The sequence below is a fragment of the Streptosporangium sp. NPDC048047 genome (assembly GCF_040653115.1).
In the GTDB taxonomy this organism is placed as follows: domain Bacteria; phylum Actinomycetota; class Actinomycetes; order Streptosporangiales; family Streptosporangiaceae; genus Streptosporangium.
In genome coordinates this window covers 70,074-87,702 of record NZ_JBEZNH010000019.1, presented here as the reverse complement: position 1 = coordinate 87,702, position 17,629 = coordinate 70,074, and the positions used below count along the sequence as shown (strand labels likewise).

Sequence of the window (17,629 nt, the reverse complement as noted above, 5' to 3'; positions counted from 1 at the left end):
ATGCGTCCGGACGCGGCACGCCGGATGCGGCCGCCGAACGCGGCGCGCCCGAAGCGGTGGCCGAGGCCGGCACGCCGGAAGCGGTGGCCGAACGTGACGCGCGATGTCCGGTCACCGCCCGCGCCCCGGCGTCCTGGGTCGAAGGCCCCCGAGGATTCTAAAAATAGGTAGATCGGTCTACTTGAAATTAATGAACCGATCGGTCTAGCGTCTACGGCATGGCGCGAGCCGAGCCGAGGACGTCGCACGCGCCAGACGGAGCACTCCTCGCCGGCTCCGGGCTCCTCCGGAGCCCTGCCACACACCCACACCGACGCGACGTCACACCATGCACTCGGACACGGGGCACAACGCGGCATGATCTCCGCCGCCCCGTACGGAAGGACACCGATGAAGATCCACCACCTCAACTGCAGTTCCATGCGCGAGGTCGAGGCCACCTACGACGGCCCGCGGCCCGCGGCAGCCGTCTGCCACTGCCTGCTGATCGAGACCGACGCCCACGGCCTGGTCCTCGTCGAAACCGGCCTCGGGCTCGGCGACATCCGAGACCCCGCGACCTCACTGGAGGCGGAGTGGGCGGAGCTGGTGGGGCCGGCACTCGACCCGGCGGAGACCGCCCTGCGCCGCATCGAACGCCTGGGCCACTCGCCCGCCGACGTGCGGCACATCGTGCTGACCCACCTCGACGTCGACCACAGCGGCGGCCTGCCCGACTTCCCGGACGCCCGCGTCCACGTCATGGAGGCGGAGCTGCGGGCGGCGATGGCCGAGGCCCCCAGCCGGCGCTACCGCCCGGCGCACTGGGCGCACCGGCCGCACTGGGTCACCTACGGCGCGGGCGAAGGAGAGTCCTGGTTCGGCTTCGGCGGCGCGCGGACCCTGGAAGGACTGCCCCCGGAGATCCTGCTGGTCCCGCTCGGCGGGCACACCGCCGGTCACGCGGGCGTGGCCGTACGGGATCAGGACCGGTGGCTGCTGCACGCGGGCGACGCGTACTTCTACCACGGCGAGCTGCGGGCCGGGGAGCCGGAGCCGCACCCGCTGATGGACATCCTCCAGAACGACTCCCAGGTCGACCCCGGGCTGCGGCTGAGCAGCCGCGACCGGCTGCGCGCCCTCACCCGTGACCACGGCGACGAAGTGGAGGTCTTCTCCGCCCACGACCCGTGGGAGTTCCAGCGCCACACCACCGCCTGACGCGCTCCGAACGGACGCCGTCCGCGCAGCCGTCCGCGAGGCGTCGGCGGCACCGGCGGCGGCCTCCGAGCGGCCCCGGAGGCGGGCTCAGGGGAGGGTCCGGAAGTGGTAGCCGTGTGAGTAGATGAAACCGATCCGCTCGTAGAGGGCGAGGGCCGCCCGGTTGTCCTTCTCCACCTGCAGGTACAGCCGGTCGGCGCCCTGTCCCGCCGCCCAGCGCGCGCCGGCCCCCAGCACGGCGGCCGCCAGCCCCCGGCGTCGCAGGTCCGGCCGGGTGGCCATGCAGAAGACACCGGCCCAGCCGGAGTCGGCGACGACCATCCCCATCGAGGCGGCCCGTCCCTCGTGCGAGACGCTCAGGAAGGCGGCGGGCCCGGCGACCCGCGAGATGACCTCCCTGCCGACGGTCTCGCTGTCGGAGTGGCCGTCCAGGTCCGCGAAGACGGCGAGCCACCGGTCCGGCTCGCCCGCCACCTCGACCGGCACGGACCGCGCCGCACCCGCTCGTACGGCGTGCGCCTCCGCGGTTTCGTCCGTCGTGACCTCCCCGGTCCCGGCCTCACCTGCCGCGACCTCACATTCCACGGCCGTCGATACCGTGGACACCGCTGCTCCGATCACTGCCGCTCCGATCACCGGCGCCGTACCGGCCGACGACGTGGCGGCGAGGACGTCCTCGGTGCGCGCGGAGAGGACGGCGACCCCGCTCTCGACGCGGTAGCCGAGGCCGGCCAGCCGGGCGTCCAGCTCCCGGTGGTGCTCGGCCGGGCTGATCTGGACGCGGACCGGGGCGCCCCGGTCGCGGTAGAACCTCTCCACGTGCTCGATCGAGGTCACGGGGGCGGGCGGCGGCAGCGCGGAGTTGGAGCGCCGCCGCGTCACGCCCGGACTGTGCCGGAGCAGCCACCCCTCCCGCTCCTCGGTGACCGCGGCCGGCCAGGCCAGTGCCGCACACCGCTCGATCCGCCAGGCGGACCCGGCCTGGAAGGCCCCCCGCCGCCGAGGCGTTCCCATGTCCATGACATCGTGCACTTCGTCCCCTCCCATCACCCGACCCAGTCTCCCGCGAGCAACACCGCTGACAGGACCGAAGGACCCGCTCAGGAGTGCCAGTGCCCGGACCCACCTCAGGAACGCCGCTGCCCGGACCCGCTCAGGAACGCCGCTGCCCGGACTCGCCTCAGGAATGCCGGTGCCCGGACCCGCTCGGGGGCGCCGGTGTCTGGACTGAGGAACGCAGCCGCGAAGCGGCGGAGAGACGAGGGAAGACACCGGGTAAGAGCCCCCGAGCCGCGACGCGCCAGCGTCGCAATGAGCACTACCCCGAGCCGCGACGCGCCAGCGTCGCCATGAACACAACCCCCGAGCCGCGACACGAAGTGTCGCCATGAGCACAGTAAACGGCGTTCTGTACGTCATCGTGTGCGCTTCCGGCGGGGCCGGTGAGGTCGGCCGCCTCGTCCGGCTCGCCCAGGAAGAGGGGTGGGTCGTCCAGATCGTCGCCACCCCGCCCGCCCTGGACTTCATCGACGTCCCCGCCCTGGAACGGCAGACCGGCCGTCCGGTTCGCAGCCGTTACCGCAGGCCGGACGAGCCCAAGCCTCCGCGAGCCGACGCGATCATCGTCGCCCCGGCCACCTTCAACACGATCAACAAGTTCGCGCTGGGCATCGCCGACACCTACGCCCTCGGGCTCCTCGCCGAGGCTCCGGGCCTGGGCATCCCGGTGGTCGTACTGCCGTTCGTCAACGACGCCCTCGCTTCCCGCGCGCCCTTCCGCCGGAGCGTCGAGAGCCTGCGGGCAGAGGGCGTCTCGATCCTGTCCGGGCAGGGGCAGGACGGGTCCGGCTCCCCTGCCGTCCACGACCGGACCGGGGACCCGGAGGACCGGCCGTGGGCGCGGGCCCTCGACGCCCTCGGACGGCTGCGCCGGGAGACGCCCGGCGAGGTGAGCGGCCCCTGATTCCCGGGGCGGTCCCCGGGTATCCCGGAACGGGCCTCCACCAGGTCGGCGACCGGAAAGGGAGCACCTCACCGCGGCCCCGGAGCCCTGACGCGGCCGGAGCGCCCTCGCCGGATCCCCGCCGGACCGGGCGGACGGGAGTACCCCTGAATCGGAACGCCACACCCCAGAATCACGCGGAGGAAGTGGCCGCGCGCACCACGCGTGCATACCGTTTCGACCATGGGTGACACGAAGAAAGTAGACGATTTCCTGAGCAAGCTCGACCACCCGATGAAGGCCGAGATCGTGGCCGTCAGGGACATCATCGCCAAGGTGAGCCCTGACATCGAGGAGGACGTCAAGTGGGGCGGCCCCAGCTTCTTCTACAAGGAGGACATGGCCAGCCTCAACCCCCGGGTGAAGAACTACGTCGCGGTCATCTTCCACAAGGGGTCGCTGCTCAGCGACGAGACCGGACTGCTGGAGGCGGGCCCCAAGGGCAGGGCCTACGTCAAGTTCCACTCCATGGCCGAGGTGGAGGCCGGTCGGGAGACCCTTGAGAAGCTGGTGAACGACTGGATCAAACTCATGGACCAGTGACGGAGCCGGCCCGCGCCCGCGCCCGCGGCCGCGGCCGCGGGCGGGCCGGCCGATCGACCGGAGGCCCCAGGGCCCCCGGAGGACCGGCCGGCCGGAGACCCCCGGATCCCGCAGAGGACCGGTCAGCCTGAGATCCTCCGGTCCCCGGAGCCGTTCGCGGCGGCCGTGGCGCGCTCCGCCGCCGCGACCGCGTTGCGGAACAGCATGGCGACGGTCGTCGGGCCCACGCCGCCGACCCTGGGGGTGATGGCGCCGGCCACCTGGGCGCAGGACTCGTCCACGTCGGGCAGCAGGCGGCGTCCGGCGTAGCGCACGCCGCCGCCGATCACGACCGCGCCCGGTTTGACGTGCTCGGGCCGGATGATGCCCGGCACCCCGGCGGCGGCGATCAGGATGTCGGCGCGCCGGGTGTAGCGGGTCCAGTCGGGCACCCCGGTGTGGACCACCGTGACGGCCGCGTTGGCCGTGGGCCGCTTCTGCCCGAGCAGCATCGCCAGGGGGCGGCCGAGGGTCGCCCCCCGGCCGAGGATGACCACCTCCCGGCCGGACACCGGGATGCTGTGGTGGGCGAGGAGTTCCTCGATGCCCGCCGGGGTGCAGGGCAGCGGACCGGGCAGCCCGAGCGCGAGCCGTCCCATGTTGAGCGGGTGCATGCCGTCGACGTCCTTGTCCGGGTCCACGGCCATCAGCGCCCGGTCGTAGTCCAGGTGCGCCGGGACGGGGTACTGCACGAGCAGCCCGTGCACCGCGGGGTCGGCGTTGAAGGACTCGATGACGGAGTGCAGGTCGGCCTGGGTCGCGTCCGCGGGCAGGTGCGCGTGCGGGGAGGCGAAGCCGAGTTCGGCCGCCTGGCGCTGCTTGATGCGGATGTATCCGGCGCTGGCGTCGTCGTCGCCGACGAGGACCGTCGCCAGGGCGGGCGTGACGCCCCGCCGTACCAGGGCGGCCACCCGTCCGGCCACCTCGGCGAGGATCCGCTCGGCCACCGGACCGCCGGGAAGGAGCCGCGCGGTGGGCGCGGCGTCACCGGAGACGGCGGAGGCGGTGGGAGAACCGGACGGGCCGGAAGCGGTGGGCGCGGCGTCGCCGGAGGAGCCGGGAGAACCGAAAGGGCCAGGGGGGCCGGAGGTAACGGGCGCGGGGTCACCGTACGGAGGCTGGGACATGTGTCTCCTCGGAGTGGGTGCCCAGGCGGTCGACCCCCACGACGAGCTCCCCGATGGTTGACGCCATCCCCGTGCCGCCAGTCGCTTGGCCTCCAGGATGCCCGATCGACGCCCTTCCCGCCAATCGACCCCGCCAATCGACCCCGCCGATCGACCCCGCCGATCATCCGCGCCGGTCGGCCCCGCCGGTCGTCTCGACCGGTCGGCGGCCGGCCGGGGCGGCGCGTCCGTCAGCGCAGCAGCCCGACCCCGCTGTAGCCGTCGACGCCGGGCATCTTGGGGAGGCGGGGCTCGTTCGCCTCGGGACGCCAGTCCTCGGTCGTCGTCAGGCCGGGCTCCACCAGTTCGAAGCCGTCGAAGAGACGCAGGATCTGCGCGTGGGTGCGGGGGGTCGGGGAGCCCGCGGCGGTCCGGGTGTACAGCTCGCGCCCCTGGCGGACGCTGTTCTCGTCGAGGTCCCCGAAGGACAGGTGGCTGATCGCCACGGCGCTGCCGGGGGCGAGCCGGCCGCGCAGCGTCGCGACGATCCGCTCGGCGAGGTCGTCGTCCGGGACGAAGTGCAGTACGGCGAGCAGGAGGACGCCCACCGGCCGGGTGAAGTCGAGATGCTTGGTGACGCGGGGGTCGTCGAGGACGGCCTCGGGTTCCCTGAGGTCGCCGTCCACGACGATGGTCCGCTGGTCTTCGGCCAGCAGGGCGCGCCCGTGGGTGAGCACGATGGGGTCGTTGTCGACGTAAACCGTACGGGAGTCGGGGTCGGCTCCCAGCGCCACCTGGTGCACGTTCTCCTGCGTGGGCAGGCCCGCGCCGACGTCGAGGAACTGCCGGATCCCCTGCTCCGCCATGAACCGTACGGCCCTGCGCAGGAAACGCCGGTTGGCCCGGACCCCCTCCCGGACGTTCGGCGTGAGCTCGATGAGCTTCTCGGCCGCGGCCCGGTCGGAGGCGAAGTTGTCCTTGCCGCCCAGGAGGTAGTCGTAGATCCGGGCGGCGCTCGGAATCGCCGGGTCGATCCCTTCGGGCACAACGCTCACGTCTCATCCCACCTTCACGCGTTTCCGCCGATCATAAAGGAGCGGGCGAGGATTATGGCGGACCAAAGCCGAGAACCCCTCACATTTTCCCGGCCCATATTCCCCCGCGGCCTCCGGAGCAGGCGTCGGCCCGAGTGAAGACCGCGCGGCGGTCGCCCGGAACCGGTCCTCCTGGGAGAACCGGCCCTCCCGGGGTAGGAGGGGCCCGTCCGGGAAGGCCGTCGGCCCCGGTTTGGAAGGCCCCCGTCGCGGTGAGGATCCATCGGCGAGCCGGAGGAGGAACGATGTGGACGACGTGAGCGATCTGCCGATCTGCGTGACCTGCGGGGTCCAGTACGGCGGACCGCGTGACGACTGCCCGATCTGCGAGGACGAGCGGCAGTACGTCGGCTGGGAGGGGCAGCGCTGGACCTCCCTGCGCGAGCTGCGCGGAGCCGGGCACCGGTCCGTGGTCGCCGAGGAGGGGACGGGCGTGTTCGGGGTGGGCACCGACCCGGCCACGGCCATCGGGCAGCGGGCGCTGCTGGTGCGCACCCCGTCCGGCAACGTGCTGTGGGACATGGTCACCCATCTGGACGACGACCTGATCAGACAGGTGAACGAGCTGGGCGGGATCGACGCCATCGCGATCAGCCATCCGCACTTCTACGGCACGATGGTGGAGTGGGCGCACGTATTCGACGCCTCGATCCACATCCACTCGGCCGACCGCCGGTGGGTGGCCCGTCCCGACGAGTCGGTCGTCTTCTGGGACGGCGACACGCACGAGATCGCCGACGGCCTCACGCTGATCAACGCGGGTGTGCATTTCGACGGCGGGCAGGTGATGCACTGGCGTGACGGCGAGGACGGCCGGGGCGCGCTGTTCTCCGGCGACATCCTCCAGGTGGTGCCCGACCGCCGCTGGGTGGGCTTCATGCACAGCTATCCGAACCTCATCCCGGAGCGTCCCCGCACGGTCCGCCGGGCTCTGTCGCTGCTGGAGCCGTACGGCTTCGACCGCGTCTACGGCGGGTGGTGGAAACGGGTCGTCCGCACCGACGGCGCCGCGGCCGTGCGCCGCTCCGCGGAGCGCTACCTCCGCTTCGCCCTGGACGACGCCCCGGACAGCGATCCAGACAACGCTCCGGACGAAGCCCCGGACAGCGCCCCGGGCGGCTCAGGAACCGGAGCCGCAGCAGGCGGCGCGGCCGGCGCTCCGGGCCATGGCGGACGGCAAGGAATCGCTGTAAAAACCGGTCATACCCCGCCCCGCAGCCCGTATACCTGGTAAGACGGATGGATACCCGCCCTGTGAACTGCGGGTCTAAGGAGCCCCCTGATGTCATCCGAAGGCGCGACGGCGCTCCTCATATCATCGGACTCGTACGGCGTCGTCACCGTCGTCCGTACCACCGGTGAACTCGACTACGACTACGCCCAGATGTTCCAACGAGAGCTCGCCCGGGCTCTGGACCGCGGCTCCGGCCCGCCGGGGCTGCTCGTCCTCGACCTCGCCGGGCTCACCTTCTGCGACTCCACCGGAATGGCCGGGCTGCTGTGGGGCATGCGCCGGAGCCGGGAGGCCGGGACCCGCATGGTGCTGGCCGGCGCGTCCAGCGCCCTGCTCCACATGCTGAGGATCACCGGCCTGCTGCCCTACTTCGAGACGGCGGTCTCCACGGCCGAGGCCGTGGAGCGTTTCGAGACGGCGGCGGACGCGGATCCGGAACGGGACCCCGGCCGGCCGGAACCGGAACCGGGATCAGTACGGATCGAGGTCGATGTGCAGCCGGATGACCGTGCCGGTCCCGGGAGCGGACCGGATCTGGACCAGGTCGCACAGCTGGTGGATCAGCCAGAGACCCCGGCCGCCCAGTGAGCCGGCCTCGGGGAGGCGGCGGCCGGCCATGGGGTCGGCCATCACTCCCTCGTCACGGAACTCGCACACGAACGTACCCCGCCACGTCCAGACGCGGAGGGTGCCGTGCCCTCCCCCGTGGACGATGCTGTTGGCGGCCGCCTCTGTGACCGCGACGAGGACCTCCTTGAGCCGCTCCCTCCGCAGCCCGTACGGCGCCGCGCGGGAGGCGACCGCGTCACGGACCGCGGCGAGGTCCCCCGGGCCGTAGGGGATCTCCTCGGAGGGGCCTGGGGCGGGTTCGAGCTCGTCCCAGGCGAAGGGCTCGGCGCTGTACGCCTCGTGTCCCCGATGGACGCCCCCCTCCAGAAGGAACGGGTGGCAGCGGGCGATCTCCCGCACGGTCCCGGCGCCGACCGCGGCGGTGTCGCAGGGGCACAGCAGCCACCAGTCGGGCGCGGCGGTGAACGCCACGTTGAGCAGCCACTCGTGGTAGCACAGCTCGGTGGTCTCCGCGGCGTTCCGCCCGTCCCAGCCGCTCTCCCCGATGCCGCGCACCGGCCGCCCCCGCTTCGCCCACTCGGCGATCCACCGCTGCCAGGCGGGGATGAGCCGGGCGGGGTTGCGGCCCAGCCCGGAGGGGTCCATGAACGCCACGCGAGGGTCGGGGGCGGGAAGCGCCGCGCGCAGGATCCGCTCCCTCCGCTCGGGCACGGAGACCAGGACGACCTCGTCGGCCGTCAGGGCGTCCTCGATGAAGGACAGCGCCCCGGAGAGGAACTGCGCCTCCCCGGAGTAGAGATAGAGCTCGTGGTGCAGCCCCGGCGCCTTCGCGGATCCCGTGAGTGTGTCGTGTGTCCCGGTGATGTCCATCGGCTCCAACCCGTCCTTGCGGGGCCGCGGCGGCCCGGATACCCGGATGCCCGGATGCGTGGTGCCGCGACCACGGAGGGCCGCCGGACGACGCGCCGCCGGAACAGCCGGCTCCGGCGGGCGTCCCGGTCTCCGATCCCCGAGCCGGAGTCCCGGGACGACGACCCTCGCGTTCTCGTGCCCCGTGCGCGGGGAGGCACACCTGCCGTGGAGCGGTCGGCCGAATTAACTATAAAACACAAGAAAAATAATGAAAAAAGAGAACTTCTCGAACGATGTCGCGAAACCCTGCGCGCGGCGCTGACAGGTGCGTCAAAATCGTGTCACCAGGGACGGTCCACTACATCGCGAAAGTGGGTCCCATGCGAAAAATGGTGCCGCGCATGACCGCGGAGTCGTTGCCCGAGCGGCTGGACGACCTGCCCGTGGAGCCGAAGGACTTCCTCCAGCTCGTGGCCGTCGACTTCACCGGGACCTACAACGTCTACCTCTCCGCCAAGGACGAACGACTCAAGATGACCAGGCTCTCCATGAGCCTGCTGTCGGCGCCGTTCGCCGCCGCGATCGCGCTGGCCAGCACGAAGGTGATCGACCCCCGGGCGCTGACCTCGTGGGACGGTGTGCCGGGCTACCTGTTCGCGATGGTCACCGCGTTCGGGCTGCTGAACATGCTGCCGTTCCTGCGGCTGATCGAGGCCGTGAACGCCCACATGCGGACCGCCCGCGCCATCAACAACTTCCGCCTGCTCTACGTCGTCCAGCTCAAGGACCACCTGTCCGCGCTGGGCTGGACCCCCAACCTGCCGGTGGACCCCCGCTATCCCGAGACGTACGCGCCGCTCGCCTGGCCGGGCGTCAACGTGATGATGCTCGCCGTGGTCAACGGCGCCTACATGGCGGTCGGCGTGCTCGGCCTGGTGGGCGCCGATCCAAATCCGGCGTTGCTCATGGTGGTCATCGGACTGATCGCGCTGATCCACTATTTCATCTACTACGTCCGCGCGAACGTCTCCCGCCGCCGCAGGCTTCCCCACAATCCCTACCATTTCCCCAACGTGGAGACCTGAATGCCCAACTACCTCAGATTCGCGTCTTGTGGGGAGACGTGGATCTGGCTGATGCGCCACGTGCGGCGCCACGGCCTGCCCGCCGAGGACGACCGCGGCCCGGTCCTCGAGGCCCCGCCGGCGCTGTTCGAGATCACCGGCCTCGGCTGGGACGACCCGATCCTGCGCTCCTACGGCGACGCCCGGAAGATCCCGCCGTACTCCAGGAAGTTCAGTGAGCGCGTGGTGATCCCGCCGTTCAAGTACAGCTACGGAGGCCGGCTCCGGCAGCTCCTCGGCGTCGACCAGCTCCGCTGGGCGGCCGGCGTGCTGCGCGCCAAGCCGTACACCAAGAGCGCCTGGATCTCCCTGACCGTCCCCGGCGAGCCGCCGGACGCGGTGCCCTGCCTGACCAGCCTCGCCTTCCGGCTCCGCGAGGGGCGGCTGGCGATGACCGCGGCCTTCCGGTCACAGAACGCCCTCACCTCCTACCTGAACTACGTGCCGCTGCGTAGTATCCAGGGCGAGGTCGCCGAAGACCTCGGAGTGGGCTGTGGGGCGATGAGGGTCTTCGTCGACGTTCCGCACATCTACGCGGTGGACGCGGCGGCGGTCGAGGAGATCCTCCGGCTGTCGGAGCGCGATGGGCTCGGCGAGGGCGGGTCGGCACCGGGTGATGCTGGTCGACCTGGACGGGACGGTGGTCGACTATGCCCGGACGGAGCGCGCCGCGCTGGCTGAGGTCCGCCGCCGGTTCTTCCGGATGGACCACGCCGAGTTCCTGACGGCCTTCCACGCCGCCAACGAGCCGCTCTGGGCCGCCTACCGCGAACACCGGATCACGCTGGCGGAACTCCGGCTGGAACGCTGGGCACGGCTGGGCGCCCCCCGCGGGGTGGCGGCGGCGTTCGAGGACGCGCTCGGGCGGCACGTGGCCCTGTTCCCCGAGGCCCGCGCCGCCCTGCGGCGGCTGGCGCGGCGCCTCCCGCTGGCCCTGGTGACCGACGGCCTGGCCGACGTGCAGCGGGCCAAGCTACGCCGTACCCGTATCGGGGGGTTCTTCCGGCACGTGGTGATCGCGCCCGAGGTGGGCATGCGCAAGCCCGACGGCGACCTGCTGCACCACGCCCTCGGCCTGCTGGAGGCCAAGGCCGGCGACGCGCTGATGGTCGGCGACTCCCCGGCGAGCGACGGCGCCTGCGCGCGGGCCGCCGGGGTGGACTTCTGCTGGGTGAACCGCACCGGGGCGGCGTGCGTCCCGGAGGTCCCGGTCCACCGGACCGTCACCCATCTCGGAACCGTCTGAAGGGATCAGACCGGCTCGGGGGACGCCTCGAACGCCTCGGCGACCGCGGCCCGGACCCGGTCCATGCCGACCGGGGAGCCGATCTCGCGGCTCAGGGAGGTCATGTCGACCTCCGGCATGCCGCACGGCACCGCCCAGTTCCACGGGGACAGGTCACCCTCGACGTTGAGGGCGAACCCGTGGCTGGTCACGCCGCGGCTCTGCCGCATGCCGATCGAGACGATCTTCCGGCCGGTCTCGACGGTCCACACCCCGGTGAGCAGCTCGGCGCCGGGCGGGGTGTCGCGGCGCTCGGCCGGGACGCCGAGCGCGCCGAGCGCGCGGACGAGGCGCAGCTCGACCTCCCGGACGTAGTCGACGATCTTCTCGGTCTCGTCGAGCTTGACGATCAGATAGCCGACGAGCTGGCCGGGGCCGTGGTAGGTGAGCTGCCCGCCGCGGCCCGTGGTCACCACCGGGATGCCGTGGGACGGGTCGGGCAGGTGCTCCTGGAGCGTGCGCTTCCCGACGGTGTACACCTGCGGGTGGCTGAGGAGCCAGAGGGCGTCGGGGCGCTCGTCGCGCTGCCTTCCGCCGACCAGGTCGGTCATCCGCTCCATGGCCTTCTCGTACTCGACCAGCTCGTCCTGGATCAGCGACAGGGGACGTTGCCTCATGCCCCCAGCATATTTTCCCCTGCGGGTCCCGTCGGCGGCCGCCCTCCGTCGGCGGCCGGCCTCCGGTTCGGGCGGCCTCCGGTTCGGACGGCTCCCGGTAGCGGGCGGCTTCTAGTAGCGGAGGGCTTCTAGTAGCGGGGGGCCGCGGAGGCCTTCGGCATGACGATCCACAGCACGACGTAGGCGACCCACATCGGCCCGGGGAGGAGCGAGAGGATCAGCCACAGCACCCGGACGAGGGTGGGCGGCACGCCGAGGCTCTCCGCGATCCCGCCGCAGACGCCGGCGATGACCTTGTGGTTGACCGAACGGTGCATTTCTTCCTCTTTCCGAGTCGTCGTTTCCACCCCGTTCAACGAGGGCCCGAGACGTCCACGTTCCCCATGCGACCCTGAGAAAACCCTGACAGGGTCGCGCCGGCCTCGCCTTTCCCGGACGCGACCCGCTTCACCTGGTAAAACCCGTGTCCGCCTTCGCGTTCCCGACCGGCGCGTCAGACCCGCCTCGGGGTTTTACGCCGCTTACGGTTTACGGGGGTGCGCGCCCCTCGGAGTGCCCCGCACGTCCTTTCCGACCCGAGGAGCATGAATGCGCAACCACCTGGCCGCCGGAACCGCGGCGATCCTCACCGTGCCCCTGGTGCTCGTCGCACCGGCCGTCTCGGCGGCCGTCCCGCCGACGGTGCCGCCCGTCGCCACGCCCCCGGCGGCCCCGCACGCCGTCCCGGTCGCCGTCCCGGTCACAGCCCCGGGCGCCACTCCCCCGACGACGCCGCACGCCGTCCCGGCGCCGGCCCCGCCGGCCCCGACGGCTCCCCCGGACATCGCGGTGCCGACGCTCATCCCGCCCCCCACTCCGCCGACGTTCGCCCCGGCGACGTTCGCCCCGCCGACGGCGACCCCGCTGCCCGTGCCGCCCCTCTCACTGGCGAACATCAAGGCGCACCTGGCCCGGTTCCAGGCCATCGCCGACGCCAACGGCGGCAACCGCGCCCACGGCAGCCCCGGCTTCCTCGCCTCGGCGAACTACGTCAAGAACCTCCTCGACGGCGCCGGGTTCACCACGACCCTGCAGCCGTTCACCTACGGCGGCCTGACCGGCTACAACGTCATCGCCGACTGGCCCGGCGGCGACCCCGACGACGTCATCATGCTGGGCGCGCACCTCGACAGCGTCAACGCCGGACCGGGCATCGACGACAACGGCTCCGGCAGCGCCGCCCTGCTGGAGACCGCGCTGGAGGTCTCCCGCCGGGCGCTGAAGCCCACCAGGCATCTTCGGTTCGCCTGGTGGGGCGCGGAGGAGCTGGGCCTGCGCGGCTCGGCCCACTACGTGAACAACCTCACGGCCGCCGAGCGCCAGAAGATCAAGGCGTACCTGAACATCGACATGATCGGCTCCCCCAACCCCGGCTACTTCGTCTACAACGGCGGCAACGCCGACAACACCACCGGGGTCCCGGCCCCGGAGGGCTCCGAGGAGCTGGAGCGGACTTTCCGGGCCTACTACGCCTCCATCGGCGTGCCCGTCGCGGAGGTCCAGCTGAACGCCCGGTCCGACCACGGCTCGTTCCTCGCCGCGGGCATCCCGGTGGGCGGCATCTTCAGCGGGGCCGAGGACATCAAGTCCCTGACCCAGGTCCAGCTGTGGGGCGGCACGGCGGGCAGGCCGTTCGACTCCTGCTACCACCAGCAGTGCGACACCACCTCCAACGTCAACGACACCGCGCTCGGCCGCAACGCCGGCGCCATCCCCTACGCGGTGTGGACGCTCTCGCTGAGCGCGCCGCCGAAGGCCGTCTGGCAGGACGAGTTCGAGTCGGCGACCGGCTGGATCACCAATCCCGCGGGCACCGACACCGCCACCAGCGGCCGGTGGGAACGCGGCCGCCCCGAGGCCACCTCCTATGAGGGTCCCAAGCAGCTCGGCACCACGACCAGCGGCGTCAACGACCTGGTCACCGGGCGGCGGGCCGGGTCGTCCGCGGGCGCGAACGACATCGACGGGGGCAGGACGAGCATCCAGTCGCCGCCCATCACGCTGCCGGCCGGCGGCCCGCTGAAGCTGTCCTTCTCCTGGTATCTCGCGCACGCCGCCAACGCCACCGACGCCGACCACCTCCGTATCAAGGTCGTCGGCCGCACCACGCGCCAGGTGTTCGAACGGCTCGGCCAGCCCGCCAACCGCGACGGCGTCTGGGCCACCGTGGAGACGGACATCTCCGAGTTCGCCGGTCAGACCGTCCGCATCCTCATCGAGGCCGCGGACGAGGCCACCCCCTCGCTCGTCGAGGCCGGTGTCGACGACGTCAGGATCCGCTGGGGATCCGACCGGCTCCCCTAGGGACCCCGGGGTACGGCTCCCGCCGGGCGGGAGCCGTACCCGCGAAGCGAGCCGCACCCCGGGAAGTGAGCCGCAACGCGGGGCCGGGAGGGGCCCCGCGCGGGCCGTACCGTGGCGACCAGGGGCGCCCCCATAACGTTTCACATCCCCGTTCGGGAGGATCTAGGCGCGGACCGTTTATGACGGTACGTTCCGCCTTAGTACACACGGGGGACCTTCCACGTTCCACCTCCCGAGGAGCGCAATGCGCCTTACGTCACGCCGCGGCACGGTCAGGACGGCCGTCCTGGTCACGGCCGTCGCCCTTCCCCTCGCCCTCGCGGCACCCGCCGCGACGGCCGGGACCGCCGCGCCCGCCGCGCCCGGCGTCTCCGACATCCTGGCGGAGGCCGTCTCCCACCTGGTCAAGGGCCAGAACGTCAAGAAGCACCTCGACGCGCTCCAGGCCGTCGCCGGCGCCAACGGCGGCAACCGGGCCGTGGGCACGCCCGGTTACGACGCCTCGCTGGCCTACATCAGGGACAAGGTGACCCGGGCCGGCTACAAGGTGTCCACCACCGACGTCGAGTTCCCCGTCAAGTGGGAGGAGTTCTCCCCCTCGGTCCTGCAGAAGGTCTCCCCCGAGGCGAAGACGTACGCCAACCCCACCGACTTCGTCACCGTGACCCCGTCCGACGGCGGGGACGTCACCGCGGAGGTCCAGGTCGTCGACCCGGTCATCCCGCCCGCGCCCGTCCCCAACACCTCCACCGCGGGCTGCGAGAGCTCCGACTTCGCCGGCTTCGTCCCCGGCCGGATCGCCCTCATCCAGCGCGGCACCTGCGCGTTCATCGACAAGGCCACGAACGCGAAGGCCGCGGGCGCGGCCGGCGTGATCTTCTTCAACGAGGGCCAGCCCGGCCGTACCGACCCGTTCGGGTTCGACATCCGCGAATGGCGCTTCGGCTTCCCGATCGTCATCACGAGCACCGCCGTCGGCCTCGACCTGGCCCGCGACCCGGGCACGGTCGTCCACCTGAAGGTGGACGCCAAGACCACGCTCGGTCACGCGAAGAACCTCATCGCCGAGTCCCGGTACGGCGCCGCCGGCGAGGTCGTGATGGCCGGCGCCCACCTCGACAGCGTCCCCGCGGGTCCCGGCATCAACGACAACGGCTCCGGCAGCGCCGCCATCCTGGAGACCGCGTTGAAGACGGCGCACCTGCCCACCAAGAACCGGCTGCGGTTCGCCTGGTGGGCCGGCGAGGAGCTGGGCCTGCTCGGCTCCGACCAGTACGTCGCGGGCCTGTCGCAGGCCGAGCGGGACCGGATCCGGCTCTACCTCAACTTCGACATGATCGCCTCGCCGAACGACGTCACCTTCCTCTACGACGGCGACGACTCCGACGCCGAGGGCTCGGGCCCCGGCCCGGACGGCTCCTCCGGGATCGAGAAGGTCTTCGAGCGGTACTACGGCAAGCGCGGCCTGTCGTACAAGGGGACCGACTTCGACGGCCGCTCCGACTACGGCGCGTTCATCGCCAACGGCATCCCGTCCGGCGGCATCTTCACCGGCGCCGAGGGGATCAAGACCGCCGAGGAGGCCGCCCGCTTCGGCGGCACGGTCGGCCAGCCGTACGACCCCTGCTACCACGACGTGTGCGACACCATCGCCAACGTCAACGCCGCCGCCCTCGACCGCAACGCCAAGGCCGTCGCCTACGCGACCGCGCGTTACGCCTACGACCTGACCGGCATCCCCGACCGGAACGCCGCCGCCCGGGCCAAGGCCGCCGCCCCGGCGCGGACCCCGGCCCGCGGCGCGGCGAGCTGACCCACCCGGCCGCGCCGCGTCCACGGCGCGGCCGGGCCACACCAGAACCACACCGGGCGTCGCCTCCGCGGCGCGCCGGGCCGCACCCGCGCCGTGCCCACGGCGCACCGGACCGGACCAGAACCACACCGAACGCGCCGCGTCCGCGGCGCGCAGGCGCACCACCAGGTTGTACGGCGCGCGCCCCACGAAGGCGCGCGCCGATCGGGGGATCCCCTCACCTCCCAACCCGAGGAGCATGATGCGCAGACTGTGGAGCATCGGGGCGGCGGCGATCCTGGCCGTCCCGCTGACGCTCACCGCACCGGCCGTCTCGGCGGCCGCCCCGCCGGACATCTCGCTGACGAACGTCAAGGCCCACCTCACCCAGCTCCAGTCGATCGCCACCGCCAACGGCGGCAACCGCGCCCACGGCCGCCCCGGCTATCTCGCCTCGGCGAACTACGTCAGGAACCTCCTGGACGGCGCGGGCTTCACCACCACCCTGCAGTCGTTCAGCTACAACGGGGCGACCGGCTACAACGTCATCGCCGACTGGCCCGGAGGCGACGCGAACGACGTCCTCATGGTCGGCGCGCACCTCGACAGCGTGACCGCCGGACCGGGCATCAACGACAACGGCTCCGGCAGCGCCGCCATCCTGGAGACCGCGCTGGAGGTCTCCCGCCAGCGGCTGACGCCGTCCAAGCACCTGCGCTTCGCCTGGTGGGGCGCGGAGGAGCTGGGTCTGCGCGGCTCGCAGTACTACGTGAACAACCTGCCGTCCACCGAGCGGTCGAAGATCAAGGGTTACCTGAACTTCGACATGGTGGCCTCGCCCAACGCCGGTTACTTCATCTACGACGGCGACAACTCCGACGGCGTGGGCTCGGGCCCCGGCCCGGCCGGCTCGGCGCAGCTGGAGGCGACGCTCGCCGCCTACTTCGCCTCGATCGGCGTGCCGACCCGGGGCACCGACTTCGACGGACGCTCCGACTACGGGCCGTTCATCAGCGTCGGCATCCCGGCGGGCGGCACGTTCACCGGGGCCGAGGGCATCAAGTCGAGCGCCCAGGCGAGCCTGTGGGGCGGCACGGCGGGCGCGGCGTTCGACTCCTGCTACCACCGCTCGTGCGACACCGTCTCCAACGTCAACGACACCGCGCTGAACCGCAACGCCGACGCGATCGCCTACGCCGTGTGGACGATCGCCACCGCCACCCCGCCGGTGACGGTCTACTCCGACACCTTCGAGACGGCGACCGGCTGGACCGCCAACCCGTCCGGCACCGACACCGCCACCAGCGGGCAGTGGGAGCGCGGCGACCCCGAGGCCACCGCCTCCAGCGGCGCCAAGCAGCTCGGCACCACGGTCAGCGGCACGAACGACCTGGTCACCGGACGTCTGGCCGGGGCCTCGGCCGGTGACCACGACCTCGACGGCGGCACCACCACCGTGCAGTCGCCGCCGATCACGCTGCCGTCGGGCGGCCCGCTCAAGCTGGGCTTCTCGTGGTACCTCGCGCACGGCTCCAACTCCTCCAGCGCCGACTACCTGCGCGTCAAGGTCGTCGGCTCCACCACCACCCAGGTCTTCCAGCAGCTCGGCGCGGCGGCCAACCGCAACGGAGCCTGGGCCGCGGCCGAGGCGGACGTCTCCGCCTACGCCGGGCAGACCGTCCGCATCCTCGTCGAGGCCGCCGACGCCTCCACCGCCTCGCTCGTCGAGGCCGGCATCGACGACGTGAAGATCACCCGCTAGAACCCGCGGGTATCCGCGGGGCCCGCAGGACCCCGCGGATACCCGCGGCTCGCAGGACCCCCCGTA

17 protein-coding genes and 1 riboswitch are annotated in these 17,629 nt (G+C 72.1%); of the genes, 11 read left to right on the top strand and 6 right to left on the bottom strand.

The features are described from left to right. Nucleotides 1–390: 390 nt before the first annotated feature. Nucleotides 391–1,200, top strand: coding sequence for an MBL fold metallo-hydrolase (locus tag AB0D67_RS18740; protein ID WP_362936619.1), 810 nt, complete (start codon nucleotides 391–393; stop codon nucleotides 1,198–1,200). A gap of 87 nt (nucleotides 1,201–1,287) precedes the next feature. Here the strand turns inward: AB0D67_RS18740 and AB0D67_RS18735 are convergent, their stop codons facing one another. Then, complete coding sequence (locus AB0D67_RS18735) at nucleotides 1,288–2,232, bottom strand: GNAT family N-acetyltransferase (RefSeq protein ID WP_362936616.1); 945 nt, start codon at nucleotides 2,230–2,232, stop codon at nucleotides 1,288–1,290. 355 nt (nucleotides 2,233–2,587) lie between these two features. Here AB0D67_RS18735 and AB0D67_RS18730 point away from each other — a divergent pair, with 355 nt between their 5' ends. Then, the gene (locus AB0D67_RS18730; RefSeq protein ID WP_362936613.1) at nucleotides 2,588–3,163 is read left to right on the top strand and encodes a flavoprotein; all 576 of its coding nucleotides are present in this window, start codon (nucleotides 2,588–2,590) and stop codon (nucleotides 3,161–3,163) included. Nucleotides 3,164–3,385: 222 nt separating this feature from the next. Next, nucleotides 3,386–3,745: a DUF1801 domain-containing protein gene (locus AB0D67_RS18725; RefSeq protein ID WP_362936610.1), complete on the top strand. Its 360-nt coding sequence runs from the start codon at nucleotides 3,386–3,388 to the stop codon at nucleotides 3,743–3,745. Nucleotides 3,746–3,867: 122 nt separating this feature from the next. On the opposite strand, the gene AB0D67_RS18720 is transcribed toward AB0D67_RS18725, so the two are convergent. After that, the gene (locus tag AB0D67_RS18720) at nucleotides 3,868–4,911 is read right to left on the bottom strand and encodes a bifunctional 5,10-methylenetetrahydrofolate dehydrogenase/5,10-methenyltetrahydrofolate cyclohydrolase (protein ID WP_362936607.1); all 1,044 of its coding nucleotides are present in this window, start codon (nucleotides 4,909–4,911) and stop codon (nucleotides 3,868–3,870) included. A 12-nt stretch (nucleotides 4,912–4,923) separates the two neighbouring features. Then, nucleotides 4,924–5,006: riboswitch (ZMP/ZTP riboswitch) on the bottom strand. Nucleotides 5,007–5,141: 135 nt separating this feature from the next. Further along, complete coding sequence (locus tag AB0D67_RS18715; protein WP_362936604.1) at nucleotides 5,142–5,945, bottom strand: SAM-dependent methyltransferase; 804 nt, start codon at nucleotides 5,943–5,945, stop codon at nucleotides 5,142–5,144. Between the two features lie 286 nt (nucleotides 5,946–6,231). Here AB0D67_RS18715 and AB0D67_RS18710 point away from each other — a divergent pair, with 286 nt between their 5' ends. Continuing rightward, nucleotides 6,232–7,218, top strand: coding sequence for an MBL fold metallo-hydrolase (locus tag AB0D67_RS18710; protein ID WP_362936601.1), 987 nt, complete (start codon nucleotides 6,232–6,234; stop codon nucleotides 7,216–7,218). A gap of 48 nt (nucleotides 7,219–7,266) precedes the next feature. Next, a complete protein-coding gene (locus tag AB0D67_RS18705) occupies nucleotides 7,267–7,806 on the top strand; it encodes an STAS domain-containing protein (protein ID WP_362936598.1) in 540 nt (179 codons plus the stop codon). Here the strand turns inward: AB0D67_RS18705 and AB0D67_RS18700 are convergent. Further along, nucleotides 7,690–8,658 (bottom strand): sensor histidine kinase, encoded by a 969-nt coding sequence (locus AB0D67_RS18700; protein WP_362936595.1) that lies wholly within the window; start codon nucleotides 8,656–8,658, stop codon nucleotides 7,690–7,692. The genes AB0D67_RS18705 and AB0D67_RS18700 overlap by 117 nt on opposite strands. 362 nt (nucleotides 8,659–9,020) lie before the next feature. Between AB0D67_RS18700 and AB0D67_RS18695 the strand changes: the two genes are divergently transcribed. Genes AB0D67_RS18695 through AB0D67_RS18685 form a run of 3 tightly spaced genes read left to right on the top strand, consistent with a single transcriptional unit; the run spans nucleotide 9,021 to nucleotide 11,010 of the window. Beyond that, entirely contained in the window at nucleotides 9,021–9,725 is a 705-nt protein-coding gene (locus AB0D67_RS18695; RefSeq protein ID WP_362936592.1) for a hypothetical protein, read from the top strand. Then, nucleotides 9,726–10,445, top strand: coding sequence for a hypothetical protein (locus AB0D67_RS18690; RefSeq protein ID WP_362936589.1), 720 nt, complete (start codon nucleotides 9,726–9,728; stop codon nucleotides 10,443–10,445). Then, nucleotides 10,381–11,010, top strand: coding sequence for an HAD-IA family hydrolase (locus AB0D67_RS18685; protein ID WP_362936586.1), 630 nt, complete (start codon nucleotides 10,381–10,383; stop codon nucleotides 11,008–11,010). Before AB0D67_RS18690 ends, AB0D67_RS18685 begins: the two co-directional genes overlap by 65 nt. A gap of 5 nt (nucleotides 11,011–11,015) precedes the next feature. Here the strand turns inward: AB0D67_RS18685 and lipB are convergent, their stop codons facing one another. Further along, a complete protein-coding gene (lipB, locus tag AB0D67_RS18680) occupies nucleotides 11,016–11,666 on the bottom strand; it encodes a lipoyl(octanoyl) transferase LipB (protein WP_362936583.1) in 651 nt (216 codons plus the stop codon). Nucleotides 11,667–11,794: 128 nt separating this feature from the next. Further along, nucleotides 11,795–11,983: a PspC domain-containing protein gene (locus tag AB0D67_RS18675; RefSeq protein ID WP_362936580.1), complete on the bottom strand. Its 189-nt coding sequence runs from the start codon at nucleotides 11,981–11,983 to the stop codon at nucleotides 11,795–11,797. A 271-nt stretch (nucleotides 11,984–12,254) separates the two neighbouring features. Here AB0D67_RS18675 and AB0D67_RS18670 point away from each other — a divergent pair, with 271 nt between their 5' ends. The 3 genes from AB0D67_RS18670 to AB0D67_RS18660 all read left to right on the top strand — a co-directional run bounded on the left by AB0D67_RS18670 (nucleotide 12,255) and on the right by AB0D67_RS18660 (nucleotide 17,563). Continuing rightward, a complete protein-coding gene (locus tag AB0D67_RS18670) occupies nucleotides 12,255–14,009 on the top strand; it encodes a M20/M25/M40 family metallo-hydrolase (protein WP_362936577.1) in 1,755 nt (584 codons plus the stop codon). Between the two features lie 244 nt (nucleotides 14,010–14,253). Continuing rightward, nucleotides 14,254–15,822: a M28 family metallopeptidase gene (locus AB0D67_RS18665; protein WP_362936574.1), complete on the top strand. Its 1,569-nt coding sequence runs from the start codon at nucleotides 14,254–14,256 to the stop codon at nucleotides 15,820–15,822. A gap of 241 nt (nucleotides 15,823–16,063) precedes the next feature. After that, a complete protein-coding gene (locus AB0D67_RS18660) occupies nucleotides 16,064–17,563 on the top strand; it encodes a M28 family peptidase (RefSeq protein WP_362936754.1) in 1,500 nt (499 codons plus the stop codon). Nucleotides 17,564–17,629 lie beyond the last annotated feature (66 nt).